General features: G+C 65.8%; 18 protein-coding genes and 1 tRNA gene. 4 read left to right on the top strand and 15 right to left on the bottom strand.

Going from position 1 to position 19080, the window contains the following annotated elements; all coding sequences use genetic code 11:
• Positions 1-2: 2 nt before the first annotated feature.
• Positions 3-1367, bottom strand: a complete 1365-nt coding sequence (locus AA0Y20_RS13310) for an alpha-amylase family glycosyl hydrolase (protein WP_412935163.1) — start codon at positions 1365-1367, stop codon at positions 3-5.
• Positions 1368-1516: 149 nt separating this feature from the next.
• On the opposite strand from AA0Y20_RS13310, the gene AA0Y20_RS13305 reads away from it, so the two are divergent.
• Complete coding sequence (locus AA0Y20_RS13305; RefSeq protein WP_412939647.1) at positions 1517-1975, top strand: tetratricopeptide repeat protein; 459 nt, start codon at positions 1517-1519, stop codon at positions 1973-1975.
• Between the two features lie 32 nt (positions 1976-2007).
• Here the strand turns inward: AA0Y20_RS13305 and AA0Y20_RS13300 are convergent, their stop codons facing one another.
• Both AA0Y20_RS13300 and AA0Y20_RS13295 read right to left on the bottom strand, forming a co-directional pair.
• Positions 2008-2751: an SDR family oxidoreductase gene (locus AA0Y20_RS13300; protein WP_412935160.1), complete on the bottom strand. Its 744-nt coding sequence runs from the start codon at positions 2749-2751 to the stop codon at positions 2008-2010.
• Between the two features lie 4 nt (positions 2752-2755).
• Positions 2756-4537 (bottom strand): 2-isopropylmalate synthase, encoded by a 1782-nt coding sequence (locus AA0Y20_RS13295; RefSeq protein WP_412935158.1) that lies wholly within the window; start codon positions 4535-4537, stop codon positions 2756-2758.
• Positions 4538-4719: 182 nt separating this feature from the next.
• Between AA0Y20_RS13295 and AA0Y20_RS13290 the strand changes: the two genes are divergently transcribed.
• Positions 4720-5427: a FadR/GntR family transcriptional regulator gene (locus tag AA0Y20_RS13290; protein WP_412935155.1), complete on the top strand. Its 708-nt coding sequence runs from the start codon at positions 4720-4722 to the stop codon at positions 5425-5427.
• Positions 5428-6219: 792 nt separating this feature from the next.
• On the top strand, positions 6220-6699 hold the full coding sequence (locus AA0Y20_RS13285; RefSeq protein ID WP_412935153.1) for a DUF2087 domain-containing protein: 480 nt from the start codon (positions 6220-6222) through the stop codon (positions 6697-6699).
• 12 nt (positions 6700-6711) lie between these two features.
• Here the strand turns inward: AA0Y20_RS13285 and AA0Y20_RS13280 are convergent, their stop codons facing one another.
• The 6 genes from AA0Y20_RS13280 to AA0Y20_RS13255 all read right to left on the bottom strand — a co-directional run bounded on the left by AA0Y20_RS13280 (position 6712) and on the right by AA0Y20_RS13255 (position 9820).
• On the bottom strand, positions 6712-7179 hold the full coding sequence (locus AA0Y20_RS13280; RefSeq protein WP_412935152.1) for a DUF805 domain-containing protein: 468 nt from the start codon (positions 7177-7179) through the stop codon (positions 6712-6714).
• A 237-nt stretch (positions 7180-7416) separates the two neighbouring features.
• Entirely contained in the window at positions 7417-7968 is a 552-nt protein-coding gene (locus tag AA0Y20_RS13275; RefSeq protein WP_412935150.1) for a GNAT family N-acetyltransferase, read from the bottom strand.
• Positions 7965-8333, bottom strand: a complete 369-nt coding sequence (locus AA0Y20_RS13270; protein ID WP_412935148.1) for an SdpI family protein — start codon at positions 8331-8333, stop codon at positions 7965-7967. The genes AA0Y20_RS13275 and AA0Y20_RS13270 overlap by 4 nt, the downstream gene beginning before the upstream one ends.
• A gap of 49 nt (positions 8334-8382) precedes the next feature.
• Positions 8383-8571 (bottom strand): hypothetical protein, encoded by a 189-nt coding sequence (locus AA0Y20_RS13265; protein WP_412935146.1) that lies wholly within the window; start codon positions 8569-8571, stop codon positions 8383-8385.
• 211 nt (positions 8572-8782) lie between these two features.
• Entirely contained in the window at positions 8783-9064 is a 282-nt protein-coding gene (locus tag AA0Y20_RS13260; RefSeq protein WP_412935143.1) for a HesB/IscA family protein, read from the bottom strand.
• A gap of 117 nt (positions 9065-9181) precedes the next feature.
• On the bottom strand, positions 9182-9820 hold the full coding sequence (locus tag AA0Y20_RS13255; RefSeq protein WP_412935142.1) for a hypothetical protein: 639 nt from the start codon (positions 9818-9820) through the stop codon (positions 9182-9184).
• 84 nt (positions 9821-9904) lie between these two features.
• Between AA0Y20_RS13255 and AA0Y20_RS13250 the strand changes: the two genes are divergently transcribed.
• Positions 9905-9976: transfer RNA gene (locus AA0Y20_RS13250), tRNA-Arg, on the top strand.
• A 207-nt stretch (positions 9977-10183) separates the two neighbouring features.
• Here the strand turns inward: AA0Y20_RS13250 and AA0Y20_RS13245 are convergent.
• The 6 genes from AA0Y20_RS13245 to AA0Y20_RS13220 form a co-directional block, all read right to left on the bottom strand.
• A complete protein-coding gene (locus AA0Y20_RS13245) occupies positions 10184-10750 on the bottom strand; it encodes a site-specific integrase (RefSeq protein ID WP_412935140.1) in 567 nt (188 codons plus the stop codon).
• Between the two features lie 228 nt (positions 10751-10978).
• Positions 10979-11314, bottom strand: coding sequence for a hypothetical protein (locus AA0Y20_RS13240; protein WP_412935139.1), 336 nt, complete (start codon positions 11312-11314; stop codon positions 10979-10981).
• 181 nt (positions 11315-11495) lie between these two features.
• Entirely contained in the window at positions 11496-13601 is a 2106-nt protein-coding gene (locus AA0Y20_RS13235) for a DUF262 domain-containing protein (protein ID WP_412935136.1), read from the bottom strand.
• Between the two features lie 138 nt (positions 13602-13739).
• Complete coding sequence (locus AA0Y20_RS13230; RefSeq protein WP_412935133.1) at positions 13740-14774, bottom strand: Eco57I restriction-modification methylase domain-containing protein; 1035 nt, start codon at positions 14772-14774, stop codon at positions 13740-13742.
• Between the two features lies 1 nt (position 14775).
• Positions 14776-18108 carry a DEAD/DEAH box helicase gene (locus AA0Y20_RS13225; RefSeq protein WP_412935131.1) on the bottom strand — a complete coding sequence of 1111 codons (3333 nt, stop codon included), beginning with the start codon at positions 18106-18108 and terminating at the stop codon, positions 14776-14778.
• Positions 18101-18829, bottom strand: a complete 729-nt coding sequence (locus AA0Y20_RS13220) for a DNA methyltransferase (protein WP_413331632.1) — start codon at positions 18827-18829, stop codon at positions 18101-18103. The genes AA0Y20_RS13225 and AA0Y20_RS13220 overlap by 8 nt, the downstream gene beginning before the upstream one ends.
• Between the last annotated feature and the right edge of the window lie 251 nt (positions 18830-19080).

The raw sequence follows: 19080 nt of genomic DNA, 5'->3' as shown, positions 1-19080 counted from the left end.
CGTCAGGCGGAGGGAGCCGACAGCACCGCCCAGCCGTGCGGGGCGAGGGATGCTGCATCGCCGCTCAGGTCGGCAGTGCCGGCAAGCAGCTGCGTCGCGTCGGCGACCGGCACGGTCACGGGTGCATCGGAGAGGTTGAGGGCCGTGACGACGGCATCCGTTCCGGTCGCGGTGCGCAGCACCATCGCGGTGTTGTCGATGTGGATCACGTCGGTGTGGGCGCGATGGAGCCACGGATGCTGACGGCGGATCGCGATGAGCTGCTGGTGCGTGCGCAGGATATGCTGCGCGTCCGCCGACAGCGACTCCGGGGCCGGCGGCGTTTCTACGAACTCGGGGCGCACCGCATCGTCGCCGCCGAGGCGTTCCTCCTTCACCGCCTCGTAGCCGTATTCGTCGCCCGCGTATACCGACGGCACTCCCGCGACGGTGAAGAGCACCGCCAGCGCATGCGGCACCAGGTCGAGGCCGACCGCCGAGGCGATGCGTGTGACGTCGTGGTTGCCGACGAACGTCTGCGGCGCGAATGTCGAAAGCAGCTCGTTGTTCCGCTCGATGGCGTGCTTCAGCTCGAACAGGTTGCCGTCGGCGATGCCGTGCCAGATGCCCTGCCACAGCTCGTACTGCGTGAGCGAGTCGATCGTCGACTCCTCGACGATGCGGGCCGCGTCGCCGTGAATGACCTCGCCGAGGAACCATGCCTCGGGATAATCGGCGCGCACCCGCGGCAGCACCCGGGCCCAGAACGCGGGTGGCACGGCGTAGGCGGCATCCAGTCGCCACCCGTCGATGCCGCGACCCAGCCAGTGGGTCATCACGTCGACGACGAGGTCGGCGACGGCGGGGGAGTCATGATTCAGCGTCACGAGGGCGTCGTGCCCCTCGAAGACGTCGGCGTCGACCGGCGCGCCGGGCTGCCAGCCGTCCCACCGCACGCGGAAGAGGTCGGCGGTGTCGGCTCCGGGGCCATGCTCTTCGAGTTCGTGGAACGCGGGGTGCTCACGGCCCACATGGTTGAAGACGCCGTCGAACAGCACGCGGATGCCGCGGTCGTGCGCGGCGGCGATGAGGCGGTCGAGGTCGCGACCGTCACCGAGGCGCGCGTCGAGACGGAAGTAGTCAGTCGTGTCGTAGCCGTGCGTGCTCGACGCGAACACCGGCCCGAGCAGCAGCCCGTTGAGCCCGAGCTCGACGGCATGGTCGAGCCACGCCTCGATGCGGCCGAGCCGGTGCTCGACGTGCCCGCTCGGGTCACCGGCATCCGCCGATCCCTCGCCGGCGCCGCGGTCTTCCGGCCGGATCGGCGCTCCCGTGAATCCCAGCGGGTACACGTGCCACCACATGACGGTCTCGGCCCAATTGCTCATCCCGGCAGTCAACACGAGTCGGTTTCGAGTCGCAGGTGCTTGCCGCTTGTGCCGCGACGCCGTAGAGGGCCGGGCCTGCGAGGATGGCGGACGTGGATGAGCTGTACACCGAACTCGATCGGATCTTTGCGGCACGCGATCGCGGTGACATGGCACCGACGATCGCCGCCCTCGCGCCGCTGTACGAGCAGCACCCCGACGACCCGCGAGTCGTCTACGAGCTTGCCGGCGCCTACGACACCGCCGGTGACGAGGCAGCGGCCTGCGCGCTGTACGAGCGCGCGCTCGACGCAGGTCTCAGCGGAGACATCCGGCGCCGCTGCCTGCTGCAGTACGGCAGCACGCTGCGCAACCTCGGCCGCCTCGATGAGTCGCTCGCGGTGTTCGCCGACGGGCGGCGCGAGTTCCCCGAGTCGGTGTCGCTCGGCGCCTTCGAAGCGCTCACGCTCCACGCGGCCGGGCGGGTCGATCGCGCGCTCGCCGGACTGCTCGACCTTCTCGCCGACGCCGTCGACTCGGACGAGCTCGAGCGCTACAAGCCCGCGCTGCGCGGCAACGCCGCATACCTGCGTTCGCTCGAGACGACGGACGGGGAACCGGCGGCCTGACCGCGTGGTGCTCCGGTGCCGCGACCGGCACCTCAGCTCTGTGCGGCGAGCCACTCCGCGAATGTGACGGTGCCGCGTTCGGCGTTCGCGTGCCCGCGCAGTCGACCCGACGACATCGCACGGCCGAACGAGCCCGGCAGACGCATCTCGATCGTGGTCCTGCGGATGCGGCGGGCATCGAGCAGCGCTCGCACCATGTCGATGAGCAGCTCGTCCCTCGGTCCGGTCAGGTCGCGGGCGCGGCCCGCCGGCGCGCCCTCCGCGAGCGTGACGAGGTGCTCGGCGACCTCCTCGGCGGCGATGGGGCGGACGCGGGCCGCGGGCACCACCGTGATCGGGCCCACCTTCCCTCGGACGAGCGTCTGCTCGGCGAACTCGTGGAACTGCGCAGCGCGGAGCAGCGTGTGGGGGAGGGCCCCGCGTTGCACGGCACGCTCGTGCGCGAGCTTGCCGCCGTAGTAGGCGGCATCCACGCCGTCGATGCCGACGATCGACAGGGCGACGAGGTGCGCGACCCCCGCTGCCGTTCCCGCCTGCTCCAGGTTGGCCGACACCCTCTCGAAGAACCGGCGCGAGCGATGCCGCGAGAGCGTCTGGATGCCGCTGACGTCGACGATCGTGTCGACACCGTCCAGCACCGAGGACGGGAGCGAGGCATGCTCGAGGTCGTGGCCGTTGCTGCGCGTAAGCGCGACGACGTCATGACCCCGATCGGTAGCGATGCGATGGACGTGTCGGCCGACGGTGCCGGTGCTGCCGGCGATCGCGATTCTCACGAGGTCAGTATGTCGCCTCCGCCGGTCCTTGCGCGGCACGGATGATCGCGTCGAGGGTGGCGGCGAGCACCGATCGGTTCGAGCCGGCGGCCCAGCCCACCGCGTCGGCGCCGCGACGAAACTCGACGAGGGTCAGGGCGTCGGTGCCGGTGCCGCTGCCGACACTGCCCTGGTGCAGGCTCAGGACCTCGACGACGATCCCGTGCTCGGCGAGGGCGGCCGTCAGCGCCTCGACGGGGCCGACTCCGGAGTGCTCGCTCGTGTGGACGGCGTCGCCGACGGTGAGGGTGATCGCGGTGCCGGCATCCGTCGAGTCGTAGCTCGTCAGCTGGAGGCCGGCGGTCGTGTCGCCGAGATAGGTCGTCCGGAACAACTCCCAGAGCTCGCTCGCCGTAGCCTCGCCGCCGCCGGCATCCGTGTGCCGCTGCACGTGTCGCGCGAACTCGATCTGGAAGCGCCGCGGCAGCTCGATGCCGTAGGTCGTCTCGAGCAGATACGCGACGCCGCCCTTGCCCGACTGCGAGTTCACGCGGATGACGGCGTCGTAGCTGCGCCCCAGGTCGGCGGGATCGATCGGCAGATAGGGCACGCGCCAGTCGATCTCGCGCTCGTCGCGCCCGAGCGCGGCGGCACGTCGGCGGTGCTCAGCGAAGCCCTTCTTGATGGCGTCCTGGTGCGTGCCGCTGAAGGCCGTGTGCACGAGGTCGCCGACATACGGATGCCGGGGGTGGATCTCGATGCGGTTGCAGTACTCGACCGTGCGCCGGATCTCGTCGATGTCGGAGAAGTCGATCATCGGGTCGATGCCCTGCGCGTGCAGGTTGAGCGCGAGCGTGGCGATGTCGACGTTGCCGGTGCGCTCGCCGTTGCCGAAGACGCACCCCTCGACGCGCTGCGCCCCGGCGAGCACCGCTAGCTCAGCGCAGGCGATGCCGGTGCCGCGGTCGTTATGCGGGTGGACCGACAGGATCACCGAATCGCGACGGCCGAGGTTCCGATGCATGTACTCGATCTGATCGGCGTACACGTTCGGGGTCGCGATCTCGACGGTGGCGGGGAGGTTCAGGATGACGGGGCGCGCGGGCGTGGCATCCCACAGCGTCGTCATCGCGTCACAGACCTCGAGCACGTAGTCGGGCTCGGTGAGGTTGAACACCTCGGGCGAGAACTCGAAGCGGACGTTCGGCAGGTCGCCCGCGAGACGCAGCACATTTTCGCCGCCCGCGACGATCAGCTCTGCCAGCTCGTGCCGGTCGCGGCCCAGCACGACATCCCGCCACACCGGCGCAGTCGCGGTGTACATGTGGATGACGACCTCGTTGCGGATGCCGCGGATCGACGCGACCGTCCGCTCGATGAGGTCGCGCCGGGCGGGCGTGAACACGACGATCGTGACGTCATCGGGGGCGAGGTCGGTCTCAGCGATCAGGCGCACGAAGTCGTAGTCGGTCTGCGAGGCGGAGGGGTAGCCGACCTCGATCTCCTTGTAGCCCATCGTCACGAGCAGCTCGAAGAAGCGACGCTTGCGTTCGGGATCCATGGGCTCGGCGAGAGCTTGATTGCCATCGCGGAGGTCGACGGGGACCCAGAGCGGTGCGGTTGTCAGACGGTTGGCCGGCCAGCTGCGCTGGATCGCCTGATGTGCCGCGGGGATGTCGACGCGCGCGAACGCGTCGCGGTACCGATGCGAGGGCATCTGCGACCGGCGCTGCCGGTTCCAGGCGGGCGCATCGGCGGGGACGGGGCCCGCGGGAGGGGAGAGGCGGGTGGAGGCGTGGATCGTCATGGGTCTTCTCGCATTGCTCGGAGGGGAGACCGGCGCGGGGAGGCTCCACGGTGGGGAGCCGGTCTGGCTAGGCCCCGCCGTGGCGGCGAAGAAGAAGGTCGTGACGGTCGAGCATGATCGAGACGCTACCACAACTCCTCAGACAAGCTGAGGTGTTGTCTGAGTGGTGGGATGATGTGGGTATGACCACCGTCCGACGGGAACCGCTCGCTGATCAGGCTGCCGAGCTGCTGCTCGCCCGGGTGCGTGCGGGGGAGTGGGCGCTGGGTGCGAAGCTGCCGGGGGAGACGACCCTGGCGCCGCAGCTCGGCGTCGGTCGCTCGACCGTCCGCGAGGCCATCCGCCAGCTCGCCGGGCGCGGGGTGCTGACCTCACGCCAGGGCGCGGGTGTGTTCGTCGCCGCGCTCGACGTGCCCGAGGAATGGTCGCGCGTCGTCGGACGTGCCGACATCCGTGCCGTGCTCGAAGCGCGCCTCGCGATCGAGGTCGAAGCATCGGCGCTCGCCGCGGTGCGCCGGACCCCAGCCGAGCTGCGGGCGCTTCGTGCCGCGTTGGATCAGCGCGCCGCCCACCGTTCGGATATCGAGGAGCACATCGACACGGATGCCGCGTTCCACCGGGTCATCGTCGCCGCGTCGCACAATCCGCTGCTGCTCGAGATGTTCGACGGTTTCACCCCGCGCAGTCGCGAGGCCATGATCGCGATGCTGCGAGCGCGGGGCGGGCGCGGGGGTGCTGGTGCCGGTGTGGGTGATGGTGCGGGCGATGGCGGGGCGGATCACGAGGTGCACGAGCGCATCGCCGACGCGATCGCCGATCGAGATGGTGAGCGCGCGGCGGCGTTGACCCGCGCGCACCTGACGTCGCTGCTGGATCAGTTCGCAGCCTGAATGCCGCGAGCCCGACGCGATGCTCACGCGCGCGAGGTCGGTGTGTATGGGGGCTACGCGGCTCACTTGGCAGTTGTGGCCCCTTCTGGTGGCGTGAGTGGGCATGAGGTGCCAGGTGAAGCGTGGTCGCTCTGCGCTGCGCGAGCTGGCACGCGCTTGGGCTTCTGCTCTCTCGGGAGTCACTTGGCAGCTGCGGCCCCTTCTGGTGCTGTGAGTGGGCGCGAGGTGCCAGGTGAAGTGTGGTCTCTCTGCGCTGCGCGAGCTCGCACGCGTATGCGTCGGTTCACTTGGCAGCTGTGGTCCTTTCTGGCGCTGTGATGGGGCGCGAGGTGCCAGGTGAAGCGTGGTCTGCGTGGACGCCCCAGCTGTGCGAGCTCGCACACGCCCGAGTTTCTGCTTTCTCGGAGGTTCACTTGGCAGCTGTGGCCCCTTCCGGCGCTGTGAGTGGGCGCGACGTGCCAGGTGAAGCGTGGTCTGCGCGGACGCCCCTGACTGCGCGAGCTCGCACACGCCCGAGTTTCTGCTCTCTCAGAGGTTCACTTGGCAGCTGTGGCCCCTTCCGACGGCGTGAAGGGGCGCGAGGTGCCAAGTGAAGCGTGGTCTGCGTGGACGCCCCGGCTGTGTGAGCTCGCACGCGCTTGGGCTTCTGCTCTTTCCCAATTCACCTGTCACCTCAAGCCCCTTCTGGCGCTGCGAGTGGGCGCGAAGTGCCAGGTCAGACACCCGATGGCCCGCGCGGCGCGGTCAGCTCGTCGCCTTGATGCACGCTCTGCGGTCGGTGAGGATCGAGGGATGTCTGCTTCGTCGCTGCGTCCGGTCCGGTCCCTCGTCATGATGCTTCGCAGTACGCGCCTGCGCGTGGCTTTCGCTGAGCTGATCGGGCCGACGCCGACGGCATCCGCGGGGGAGCAGTCAGAGGCGTTCGTTCGCAGCGGCATCGCCGAACGGGCGGATGGCGGCGTGCGGCTGAGCGAGAGCTTTCTGGATGAGGCGCTCGCCGCGCTCGACGCTCGACTCGGCCCGCTGGCGGTGCTGCAGGGCTCGCGGATCTCAGCCGGTGATCTCGCGCTGGACGAGCTCGACCCCGCTGTGGCGGCCGTGGCGCGCCGGGTCGTCGGCGAGGGCGAACGAGTCACCGAGCCGGCGCTCAACGAGCGGTTGGGCATGTTCGTGACGGATGCCGCGTTCTTCCGCCGTCACGCCGTCGACACCGGCGTGCTCGAGCGGACGGCCGACGGAGCGTTGTACTGGCTCGCCGACCGTCCGGAGTGATCGAGGCTGCGGTCAGCGGTCGAAGCGAGCTCCCGCGGGGTTCGAGGGGAGCAGGCAGAGCACCAGCACGACCAGGCTGCCGATGCCGGCGACCAGGCTGAGGAACCAGAACGGCCCCGCGAGGTTCGCGTCGTGCAGGCGGCGCCACGAGAGGGCGATCGTGGGCACCAGCGTCGCCAGGTGCCAGACGGCGATCAGCACCGCGCCGATGGCGAACAGCGGGCCGGGCGCGACCGCGCCGGTGACCGAGTCGTAGGTGACACCGGAGAAGCCCAGGATGCCGGCGAAGATGTAGAGCACGGCGGTCACGACGGCGGCCGCGAGGTACCACCACCAGAATTCGCTGCGGCTTGCGCGACCGGTGAAGGTGGCGTACTTCTTCCAGAAGCGACCGAAGGCCTGGCCGAAGCTCGCGCCATAGAGGGGCTGCGAGAGCGGGTCGACGTTCGAGGCTGCGGGCTGCGGGGTGGCGTAAGACACGGGATCCTCCAGGGCGAGGCGACGGGTCGCGCCGGGATGGCGCGCCTCATCTTCCCGTACCGGTATTTCGGCCGTGAGTTGTGTTGCGCGTCGTGACAGCGGGCATATGCGATCGCTACAATCGCCGCCTCTCCGCTGCGGCGGCCGATGCGATTCGCTTGTCAGGTCACGCCGCTATTGATGCGGCGAGTGGGCGCGAAGTGCCAGCTGGGCCACGTTTCGCGGCCCGCCCGAACCTCAGGGCTCGAGAATCCTCTGGAACAGTCGGTGGTCCTGCCAGCGGCCGGCGATGAGCAGGTAGTCCGGCGCGAGCCCGAACTCGACGAAGCCGCACTTTCTCAAGACGGTCTGCGAAGCGATGTTGTCGACGAGGGTGCCGGCCTGGATGCGGTGCAGCTGCAGGTCGTCCGCCGCGAGACGTGAGATCTCGTTCACCGCGGCGGTCATAAGGCCGCGGCCCGCATAGCGCTGGTCGATCCAGTAGCCGAGGTTCCCGCTCTGAAAGGCTCCGCGGGTGATGCTCGAGAGCGTGACCCGTCCGACGATTCGCGAGCCATGGGCGAGGACGAGGGGCAGGGCGGTGCCGGCCTCGCGGCTCGCTATGAGCGCGGCGATCTCGGTCCGCTGCCCCGATTCGGTGCGGAAGTCGTTTGAGCGGATCGGCTCGAACGGCGCGAGGTGATCGCTATTCACGCGGTACGCCTCGGCGAGAGCCGCGGCATCCTCTTCGCGCAGCGAGCGCAAGACGACGTCGTCGTACAGGTCGATCTCGATGGGCGCTGGTGTCACCGCGCTGCCTCGGTCGCCGCCAGGGCCGCTTTGATTCCGACGCGCGTTCCCCACATCATCACGATGACCATGAGCGCGGCGCCCACGAGCACCATGACGCCGAGTGCTGCCGGAGGCATGGGCACAAGCGAGATCACCCCGATCGCGACGGACAGGTAGCCGGTGAGGAGCGTCGCGCTCTTCGAACGCACGTGGGCGGCGAGCCACGCTTCGTCGTTGGCCATCGTGGTGGGGGTGCGGATGCCGGCGAGGGAGTTCCGCTTGAGCTTTCCGGATGCCGCAGCCCGCGCCATCCAGATCAGCAGCGCTCCCGCGCCGCCCATCGTGACGAGCAGGATGATGCGGGGGATGATCTCGGCTTCCATCCTCTCGACCCTATCGATGGGGTCTTTCAGCGTGCGTCGATCGGTGTCGCTAGATCTCGATGATCGTCTGACGATCTGCGGATCGCCACGGGACGGGGAAGTGGCTTACGAGCGCACCCTTTTTCCATTGTGGGCCGACTTCCTCCGCGTAGCCTTGCGCTTCCTCCAGCGATCCGAATACGCCGAGGATATTGTCGTCCGGCCCGCTGTCGTGGTACACGATCCACACTTCGTTCACGCAAACAATCTAGCCGGGCGGAACCGGCTGCCGCTGCGCCGGAAAGGAGATTGAGCACGCATAGCGCGTGCCATCATTCTCGCGGGCTATATGGAAGGGCGTGCGCGGCGTCAAGAGGACTGCGTGGTCGCGCCTGCGCCCCGAACAGACGAAAGCCCCGGCCTCCGCGCTGAGGATGCGGATGCCGGGGCTCTCGAAGTCTGTGGGGGTGTCAGCCCCGGACGCCGAGCGCGAAGCTGATCGCGCCCTCTCCGTCGACCTGGGCGTCGAGCACGCGGTCGTCGAGCGCGAGCGCTGCGGCCGGGTCGACGAACACGCGTGCGCCGTCTGCTTCGACAACGGCGTCCTCGCTCTGGGGAGCCTCGGCGAGGGAGAGGGCGAAGCCGGTCTCGGGCGAGCCGGAGTCGCTGATACGGATACCGCCGGTCTCGGCGGGGATCTGGGCGGTGAGGTTCTTCACCGCGGTGGCGGCGTTCTCGGTGAGCGTGAGCATGAAGCTCTCCTTCCGTGGATTGCTGCGGAGCCCGCCACGATTCCGAGAATCAGAGTCGAACGCAAACGTGAGCGCCGACTCCCAGGGAATTCTGAAGGTCGGCGGGCGACTACCGCGTCAGAGGGTTTTGGCGAGAACGAAGCTCACGATCAGCCCGAGCAGCAGGCAGCAGACCCACGCGGTCGCTGCCGACACGTACCAGTTCTGGCGGAGCTCGAGGCCCAGGCGATCCGGGTGATCGCGCGGGGTGCGGCGGAGGCTCCGCTGTGTGATGAGCATCGGCGGAACCATCAGCACGAAGCACAGCAGCAGACCAATCAGCTGCAGGAGCGCACTAGATGACCGTCCGCCCGGAGCGATGATCTGCCACGCCTCGGCCAGGGCGAGAGTGATGTTGCGCGGCCCGCACAGCGCGACGAGCCCCGCCGCGCCGACGACCATGACGAGGATGCGCAGAGCGCGATCCGGTGTCGTCACGGACGCTCTCGGCGGAATGGCGCCGTGGTGCTGGTGAGCCCAGAACTCGCGATGTGCTCGCCGTCCCGCGAGTGGCCACACCGCGAGGGCGATGAGCCCCGCGAGCACCCAGCCGAGCCACTCGTCGCCCTGCATCGGGATACCGAGCGCGTGGAACGCGATGAGCCCGCCGATCCACGTGGCCATGGTGGCGAAGAAGAGCACGAACGCGGCGAGGAGTCCGAGCGCCGTCCGCAGCGGCCTGCGCGCCGGCGCAGCGGCTGGGGCGTCTCGGGTCACGTTGGTCAGCATAGGGCGGGGTGCGCTGGGGTTGCGGAGGGACGGGATGCCGCGGCCCGCGGCCGTCTAGACTTGGGGTGCCTTGCCTCTGTAGCTCAGTGGAAGAGCCACTCCGTCCTAAGGAGCGGGTCGGGGGTTCGAATCCCTCCAGGGGCACCGCCGTTTTTGTTCCTGACCGGGTTTTTCTTCCGTGGTCAGGCCTTTCAGAATCCATTCTTGACCGCTTTTTGGCCGCATTTGAGAAAGCTATGAGCCCAGAACGGGGCGCTTCAGAGGGCTTCGTTCGATGTCTCAGAACGACGAAATCGGGCAGATTCGGCGTCTCGAACCTCACCCGAAAACAGAGCAAACTGCTCTCGGCGGTCAGTGCGGATGGCGGTAGCGGGTCTGCGCACCCGTTGGCAACGCGATCAGCGGCATTGCGTCGTTGAGGCGAGATGCGACGGCATCCAGATCGTCGTCGAAGAGGTCTGCATAGGTATCGAGCGTCATCGCCGCGGATGCGTGGCCGAGCATCCGCTGCACGGCTTTCACGTTGGCGCCGGAGCTGATCGCGAGCGATGCGGTGGTGTCGCGGAGGTTGCGGGGCGTGAGTCGGAGGATCGATGGATCAATCGCCTGCGCACGCTTCACTGCGTTCGCGAACCATCCCTGCGCGCCCGAGTTGCGCATGTGGCTGACGCCGTCATCGAAGAGCAGTCCTTCCGGACCTTTGCCGGCGCAGGCCTGCTCGATCATCGGAGCAAAGCGATCGGGATAAGGTACCGAGCGCTTCTCGTGCGTCTTCGGTGTGCCGACGTGGACCTCGTAGCCGATCATCACCGCGTTCTCTTCGATGACGAACCGCTTACGCAGCCGGTTGACGCTGCGCACCCGCAGCCCCGTTGCCTCGCCCCAGCGCACGCCGGTGTACGCCAGCGTCAGGACCATCGTCGGGTGCGCTGAGCATGCCGCCAGTGTCGCCACCTGGTCGTGTGAGAGGTAGACGCGCCGCTTGCCCGGCCCTCGCCGAGGGAGGTTGCGGATGTGTCGGGCAGGGTTGTTCGCGGGGCGCCGGTCGTCGATGGCGACATCGAGGATGCCGGCGAGGACCCCCAGCGCGCGAAGCACGACGGTGCTCGACTTCTGCGTCGCGAGCTCGGACACCCAATCCTGGACTTAGGAGCGTCGGATCGAGAAGATCTCCCTGTCGGCCCAGACGGGAGCGACGTGGTTCTTCCACGACCGCTCCAGGGTCATGTAGTACGAGGGCTTCGACATCGGCGGCTGCTCGGAGCGCAGCCAGCTGTCGGCGAACATCCGGACCGGCACTCGTGACGACGGAGGATCGATGTACTCGCCCTTCGACTTCGCCACCGTGACCATCGAGAGGCAGAGCTTCGCCTCGCGGATCGTGGTGAAACCGCGCTTCTCCGCCTCGGTGTGATCCGGCTTCCGGTAGCGGACGCGGTAGCGACGGCCCTTCCCCGTCTTGTTCCGGGTTATGGTGCCCATCTCGACCTCCGCTCGTTCGGGGTTCGAGGTCAGCGTCTGACACTGCCGCGCTCGCGTCAACGCGGACGATGATCAATGTGGACAGATGGCGGAAAACGCCGTTAACTCGCGTGACTGATTGCACCCCTCGCGAAGCGAACGGGCCAGGCCTTCATGCCCGTCATGCCCTAGGCAACTCGAGCTATTCGTCGGCGGGCATCGAGTTCTGGAACTCAGTGCGGACATCACGCAGTCGCCGCCCATCCGATACCGCCCAGAAGTACCAGCCGTTCGTCGACCGTTTCCGCAACGCAATTCCGGCGGCCGACGGGGACTTGTAGAGCTTGCCGTCTAGCATGATCGCACCATCGGCGGCGACGGTTGCTTCTCGACCTTTGTAGTCGCGGTGCGTCGCCAGGAGGGTTTCTCCGGGTGTGAGCAGTCCTGCTTCGATGAGGTGCTTCAATTCGACCCAATCGCCGGCCTTGGTCTGCGGGTCGACGACCCTGCCGTGGTGGCCCTCGGGCACGGGCCATATGCGAAGCAGCGTCTCGATCAATTCATCGGTTCGCTCGTCGATGAGTGCTTCATCCCAGGCATCGTGCTCGGTGCGCTTGATGACGCGGCCCGTGAGGGTGATGGTGTTGTGATCCTGGAGAGCGGACCGCTTCGCGGGCCATGGGCCGTTCGAGACTTTCGAGTTGAGCGACCGAGTCAGGAGCGTTAGGTTCCCAAGGCGGTGGACGCGTGCCTGCCGCGCTTCGGCATCTTCGGCACTGCCGACCGGCCAAGTGTCCTTCCAGCTTCGCGGGAGGAGATGCTCGACGGGGTACCCCTTACGTTCGATCTGGGGCTGCCCGGTCTCTGCGCGGTAATGGTCCTCTGCGGCCTCGAGGATCATGCGGAGTCGTCCGCGCGGGAAGCGCGTGTAGGCGGCCTCGATCGCCAGTGTCTGGCGAAGCTCCTCGTCGCCTGGCCAGTAGGTGCTCGTGACGTTGAGCCGGGCGAGGTGGCCAGTCACTCGCTCGACGAGTTCGCTGACCGGTACTTTCGAGTTCGCCGCGATGATGTCGGCGACGATGCGGCCGATGTCGCTTCCCGAGAGTCGCAGGAGTTGCCGGCGGACCATCCAGCTCTCGGCTGCGTTGATGATCCGATCTGCGGATTCCTGCGGGATGGCGCGCCCGGGCTCGCTCACCCATATGAGAAGCGGTTTCAAGACTTCTACGCCGGCAGCCTGCATCCGGTAAACGGCCATCTCAGCGGCGGTAAGGCTCCCGCCAGGACGTCCAGCCGCTTCCGTCCAGGACTCGTACTGTTGCGCTTGAGTCTTGATGATCGGTAAGAGCTCGCCCATCGAGTGGCTCGACTCCAACTCGACGTAAGACTTGAACCTATTGAAGGTCGATTGCGGGCTGACCTCTTCCCCTGTTCTGGCAATGAGCCATTGATTGAGGAACAAGGAGCTTCGGCTGACGAGGTTGCGACCCACGCTCACTTCCTTCATCCAGAACTTCGTCTCGAACGGCCAGTCCTCGCGATAGGCCTTCGCGGTATCGCCACCTTCAGTATCCAGACGCTGGAAGACGAAGTTTCGCACCAGATCCGCAGCCGTGAGCGGGGTACCGCGCGCGTTGAGGGTCTCGAAGATCTCCTGAGAGTTGTCGGATGCTTCCAGCTCGATGGAGACCAACTGAAGACCGTCGAGCAGGACGGCGGTGAGTTCCTTCGCCTGTACTTCGTAGTGGTCGGAGTCGGGTGCTCCCAACCACTGCTCGACGACAGTGGAGAAGTAGGCGTGTGCCCTGACGATTTGGGAGTCCGAGTGAGTCATGGCGGCGTGGTCGACCGGCGGCTCGGCGATCATCACTTCGTCGAACGCGGCTCGATCCTTATTGAGGTGGCGGACCTTGAGGCGGCTGTCGCCTTCCTCGACGTAGATCTCGTCGTTGTGGGTCAGGCGCTCGAGCTGGCCGGCGAGGCGTGCGTGACCACTCCCTGCGAGAAGCGCGCAGGCAGCGTCTGCGAGGATCTGCAGGGTCGTGAGGCGCTGCTGTCCGTCTATCACGTTCCAGGTGGTCAATCGCTTGCTCTGTGCGTCGTGGGACTGGAGAACGACCGCGCCAAGGAAGTGTGTGGCGGTCGACCGCGGTTCCGCGATCCGGAGTTCGGTCACGCGGCGGATGTCGCTCCACAGCGGACCCCACTGCTCATCCTCCCTCCACACGTAAGGTCGCTGGAAGAGTGGGATCACGAAGTGCTGAGGCAGGTTGAACAGCTGCAGCGGCGTCCGCTTGAAAGTCTCCACGGCATCGATACTTCCGCATCACGCGGCTTGGCTGGCCATAGACACCCCTGGACGCATCCCGGCTCTTGCGCGAGGAGGCGATGTAACGAACTTCGGCAACCACGTGAGGGATCGCCACCATCGCCGCCGGTGCCAGCGTCACTCCATGGGTGTGACTCTGTCATCGATGAAGGCGATCTCGGCGGCGTCGAGACCGTACTTCGCGTACAGCTGCGCGTCGATATCCGGGATCGACTGCGACCAGTCGATGTCCGATGTGGAGGTGAAGTCTTGGGCAGGGACGTACTTCCAGGTGCTCCGCGGGTTGTGCTGGGTCACCTTCAAGACGTAGAGCATCGCGCGGGCGAACTTCGTCTTGACGTATGAGAAGCAGGCTCGCGCCTCGGCTTCCGTAGCAAACGCTCCGATGGTGAGGAAGGTTTGAGTAACGGCGACACCGGGCTCAACGATCTCAGGTGCTGCCATCCAACCAAGCTTTTTGCTCTCGTTCGCCGCAGGTAGTGCCACCTTGTACTTGTCGAAGCTCTCCGGACCAGTCAGGTACTCGCTGCGAATCCAGCGACGGAAGCGCTTGTTCTTGATTACGCCAAGAATCTGCACGTACTCGTTGCCGCCGGCTGGCGGGTTCTCGTGAAAGAGGAACGAGAACAACTCGAACGCGTTGGTGTTGACCAATGCGGCGTTCCCCTCGGGGCGCAGTTCGAGCGCCTCAGGGTGATCTTCGTACAACTTGTCGGTGTATCGGTAAGAGCGCGAACTCGTTATGCCCAGAGACTCGATGAACTCCGTCCCCGATTCGCGAACCTTGTGCAGGATCGAGTTGAGCTCTGGGAACGGCGTGAAGGTGCCGATCGCTTCGCCCTCGCGGTCGGCGTCGCGGTAGGTGACGGCAATGCCAGCACGGATCTTCGTGCCCGGAAACAGCTGCGAGCTGTCACGGACGTAGACCGGTACCGAAAGGTGCGGGTCCGCCAGCATCTTCTCGTTCCATGCCTTGGGCGTGAAGCCCGCGTTGAAGAGGAAGCGAGCTGGCGTGATGAGCACGACTTTGGTGCCGACTTCGTACGCAGCGTCCATGAACTGGTGGTAGATCGGAGTATCGCGAGTTCCTTCGCCTTGAGCCTCTTCCTGATAGGGAGGGTTCCCGATAACGACATCGAACTTCTTGACCACGTCAGTTGTCTCCCAACATTTCTTCAACCGCCCGTTCGCGTTCCTCGGAGGTCTTTCGGGCGAGGTCGCCGATCCGGAAGTGTCCAGAGTCTTCCAACCAAGCGCGACGCTCGGCCACGCCGCCGCTCACGGCTTCGAGGGTGATATCGTGCAGGATCTCGTTGTGGCTCATCTCGAAGACCTGACGGGTCAGGATGTGTCGTAGCCGGTCGTCCCGGTCAGGGATCGCGTCGGTCAGTCCCTTGTCGAGGCGGCGGACGATCTCCATGCAGAACAGGCCCGCGGTGGAGAACAGATCGGCGAACGTCTTGTCGGGGTCGGAGAAGATGCCCGGGTTCGCCTCTTCCAGCGTGTCGCACATAAGCTCCACGACGGGTTTCGGTGTGAACACGAGCGACGTCGTTTGCTGCGGGATGTACGCGAAAATGTCCTCAGTCAGCGCCGGGTCGAAGTAGTCGGAGAGTTCGTCCTTCTTGTTCAAGAACTCCTGAATCGCCTGGTTGAACACGGCTTCGTCGAACAGGCCCGGGATACGGGTAGTCTCCCCGGTCGTCTGGTCGGTCACGTCGCGTCCATCGCGGAGCTTGCGGAAGTCGTCTTCGGTGATACCGGTGATCTCGGCAAATACGTCGTTCGGGGTGTAGTCGTCGAAGTTGGCGAGGGTCGTACTCCGGTTGCCGTAGGCCATGAGGAACATCGGGATCGTGCGTGCGAACCCGCGCAGGTGGTCGCGGGCGGCATCCATAGTCTTGTCGGCCTGCGATTGGGCCTTCTTGGTCTCCTCGCGCGTGACAACGGTCTCAGTGACGCTGTCGAGCGTGCTGTGGAAAATCGTGAGCACGCGCGCGTCGAGCTCAGCCTTCGCTTCATCCCGTTTCGCGTCAAGCGCAATGTACTCGGCCTCCGTGGCCGCCTCCGCGGCCTCGGCGTCGATGTGGTTGAGCGCGATCTGGTGGTCGACGTAAGCGCGCTCCACTTTAGCCTTCACCTGCGCCTCGGTGGACTTCTCGTCGTTCTCTACCTGCTTTGCCGTCATCCCGTACTCGGCTGCGACTTTCGCCCGCGTGTCGCGCGCCTTCTCGGTCACGACCGCGGCGACCTGCTTAGCAGCGTCCGCCGCCTTCGTCGTAGCCGGATCAAGCTGGGGCACATCTGCATCGGCGTAGACCGGCTTGCCCAGCTCGGCGATCTTTGGGTTGATGACGGCGCCAAAGTCGATCTGCACGTTGCCGTCGGTGTCTGTGGTTGGCGGCGGGAACGGCATGTCGATGGGACCGACCTGCTTGGCCTTCTTCTCTTTGGCGACCGGCAGCTGGTTAAGGATGTCTTCGAAGTGCTCTACGGCGCGAAAGATGCCTGACACGTTCGCGAACAGCAGGTTAGACAGAAAGCCGCGCCGAACGACTTCGCGAGCCTTGAACACCTGTGGGAACGTGAGCACCTTGGCCGCGTCGAGTTCGATCATCCGACCCTCGGTGTCTTCACCGAGGACGGGGAAGAAATTCAGCAGGCGTCTGATGTTCTCCCTGCGGTCGCCGGCGTCGATGGGAGGGCTAGGCGCGAGGTTGTTGGCGAACGCGTCGAAGATCGTGAGCGTGCGTTCGGGGGCAAAGTCGAAGACGTAGGCGTTCTTCTTCTGGAACATCGTGTCGCCGCTTGTGAACGTGCACGGGTTCTGCGCGCGGAACGCTGCCTGCATGTAGAGGGCGGGAGAGGACAGATTGGACAGCATGATAACCGCCGTCCACTCCGGCACAGTGACACCTGTCGTGAGCTGACCCACTGAGAGCGTGATGGTCTTACCACCCATTGCCTCTGCTTTGGCGACGGCGGCGCGAACTTTGTCGAGCGACTTGCCGACGGTCGGCTCGTCGTCGGCATCTTCGTCGAGTCCGTCGTTGTCGTCAACGTTCGGCCTGCCGTCGCCGGCAGCCAGGATGACCGTGTACTCGCTGAAGACAGGGTGCTTCTTGAGCAGCCTTTCCAGCGCCTTGGCCGATGAGACTCGGTTGAGTAGCCAGAACGAGTGTCGGATCTCGTCCCGCAGCTCCGGGGTGGAGAACGGATACTTCTCTTGCGTCGTCAACGCATCCAGGAACCGAGTCACATCGGCTTCGTAGACAAAGAAGCCGTTGTCCTTGGTGGCGAAGAACTCCGCGAGATTGAAGGTGTAGTCGACGTTCTGTGCATCCTCGTCGAGCGCGACGCCTTCTGCCAGGCGATCGGTGATCATGCGGGAGAGCTGGTACGTCAGCAGGTTTAGTGTCGGGAGTTGTGCGTACGGGTTGTCGACTGAGTCATCCGACCACGCGGCTTTAGCGTCTTGCTCGTCTTCATAGGTCCAGTTGAAGATCTGGTCGACGCCGAACCGCCCGGACGCGAGCGCCTTGAAAGGTGTCCCCGACAGGTGGAGCGTGTGGCGGCGCGTGACCTGGTTGAACGCGACATCCGTCTTCGTCGTGTCGACGCCCTCGTGCGCTTCGTCGATAACGAGAAGATCCCAGTCGGCGTCGGCGATGTGCTTGAGCTTGTCGAAGGATCCGCCGAAGTACTTAGATCCCTTCAGGTCCTGCAGCGACACGAACTCAATTATGCGCGGGTCTGCGTCCACATGCTCCAAGGAGTAGGCACGCCACTGCTCGCGCGTCATCGGGCCGCGCTGCTCGAGCGACGGAGAGTCGGACACGAACTGAAAAGTGGTCTGGTGGCCGACGAAGCGCTGATAGTCGTCGAACCAGGAGTTGGCGATCGCCGGGCGGTTCGTGACGATGAGAACCCTCCGAGCATCCAGCTTGCGCACCAGATCGTACGTCGTCAGCGTCTTGCCGAATCGAGGCTTCGCGTTCCACAGCACCTCGTCGGCGTGCTGCTCACGAAACACTGTCAGTGCTTGGGTGACCGCCTCGTGCTGCTCGGGGCGCAGCTCATAGTCGTCTTGCGATGCCCCGACCGGCGTGGTGAACGACCTCGAGGCGAAGTCGAAGAAGTACTGCTGGCTCGACTTCGGGGCGCCGGCAAACTTGTGCCACTCCGTGCGGCTCGGAGTGTTCGTGGGATCGACTTCGCGCTCGATGCCCTGCTGCTTGAGAAACGCGTGAAAGTCGGAGTCGCGAAAGGCTCCGCCGTCTTCAGTGATGAACGCCGCGCGGTACGCCCATAGCTTGACCTTGGTGATGTTGAGCTGGCTCGCCTGCTGCGAGATGCGCTTGTCGGCCGACCCCTGCTCGGTGTACCCGATCTTTTCCCAGCCGTCATACTTCGGGATGTCGGGAGTCGTCCACGAGTAGATGTAGGGAACGACCTCGCGGAAGGTGCTGATGTTCGGGCTAGGCACCGGCTCTCACTTCTTCATGGACTCGATCGATACGGCACGCTGCGTACGTTTCGTACACGGTGAAGTCAAAGCCGTTGTCCGAGCGCAACGATGCCAGGGAGAACGGTTCGCGCTGAACCATACCGGTGGAGTGGGAGACGCGGTTCCACCACGAGAACTGGATTTCCTCGCCGCGCCAGTCGAGGCCGGTGAGAGTGTTCCCTCGGACGATGTTCGTGTCGACGAGGAAGCGTGCCGTACGGATCAAGTCGGAGTCGGGGCTGAACGAGGCGTCATGCCGCGTGTGGAAGTCGACGAACTCGGCGAGCATCGCTGCTCGAGCCTCCTCATGGTTATCCTCGAGGAGCTCGATGCCGTAGATCGACGCCAGCGCGAAGAGAGACTCATCGGACCACACTTCGGGGGAGAGGCGCTTCTGAACCGCCCGGAGCTTGCGGTGAAGAATCGCGACGAGGAAGTTTCCGTCGCCGGCGGCGGGCTCGAGGAAGGTCTTGTCGACGAAGTCCGGCCAGTCTTCGAGATCGTCGCTGACGAGATCGAGCATCTGATCGACCATGTGGCGCGGCGTGAACACCTCGCCGTATGTCCTCACACGGTCCCGAGACTTCACGATGCGCTCCTCGATGACAAGAGTCGTCACCGAACGCCTCCGCTGGTGTGCGTCACGGGCGCTATCCCTTCGATGGTCGGTGAGAACAATCATGCCGTGTGATGCAGACACGGCGCGTCATTGGCCGCTGAGGCGCCGTCTCGGATAGCGAACCGAGCGGATAACCCGCCCACGACGATGCCCGGCGATCAGCCCCAGAATGAGCTCGCCGCCGCCACCCGGCCAGACCTCACCTCCCAACGAGTCCATGCGCCAGACACAAGCCCCCGAAGCCCGCGATTCAACCACCTTCAGACAAGAGACCACCGCAATGCACGCAGGCATCTGCGATGATCGGCGCCATCTAAAGACATCGCGATCCA

The sequence above is a fragment of the Microbacterium pratiae genome (assembly GCF_047302165.1).
In the GTDB taxonomy this organism is placed as follows: Bacteria; Actinomycetota; Actinomycetes; order Actinomycetales; family Microbacteriaceae; genus Microbacterium.
Note: the sequence above shows the minus strand (reverse complement) of the source record. Positions and strands in the feature narration are given on the sequence as shown.

Excerpts from the sequence above, each read along its gene's own strand:
- AA0Y20_RS13310 (WP_412935163.1), bottom strand. The coding sequence starts at position 1,367 with ATGAGCAATTGGGCCGAGACCGTCATGTGGTGGCACGTGTACCCGCTG.
- AA0Y20_RS13290 (WP_412935155.1), top strand. The coding sequence starts at position 4,720 with ATGACCACCGTCCGACGGGAACCGCTCGCTGATCAGGCTGCCGAGCTG.
- AA0Y20_RS13285 (WP_412935153.1), top strand. The coding sequence starts at position 6,220 with ATGTCTGCTTCGTCGCTGCGTCCGGTCCGGTCCCTCGTCATGATGCTT.
- AA0Y20_RS13305 (WP_412939647.1), top strand. The coding sequence starts at position 1,517 with ATGGCACCGACGATCGCCGCCCTCGCGCCGCTGTACGAGCAGCACCCC.
- AA0Y20_RS13245 (WP_412935140.1), bottom strand. The coding sequence starts at position 10,750 with ATGGTCCTGACGCTGGCGTACACCGGCGTGCGCTGGGGCGAGGCAACG.
- AA0Y20_RS13260 (WP_412935143.1), bottom strand. The coding sequence starts at position 9,064 with ATGCTCACGCTCACCGAGAACGCCGCCACCGCGGTGAAGAACCTCACC.
- AA0Y20_RS13270 (WP_412935148.1), bottom strand. The coding sequence starts at position 8,333 with ATGGAAGCCGAGATCATCCCCCGCATCATCCTGCTCGTCACGATGGGC.
- AA0Y20_RS13295 (WP_412935158.1), bottom strand. The coding sequence starts at position 4,537 with ATGACGATCCACGCCTCCACCCGCCTCTCCCCTCCCGCGGGCCCCGTC.
- AA0Y20_RS13240 (WP_412935139.1), bottom strand. The coding sequence starts at position 11,314 with ATGGGCACCATAACCCGGAACAAGACGGGGAAGGGCCGTCGCTACCGC.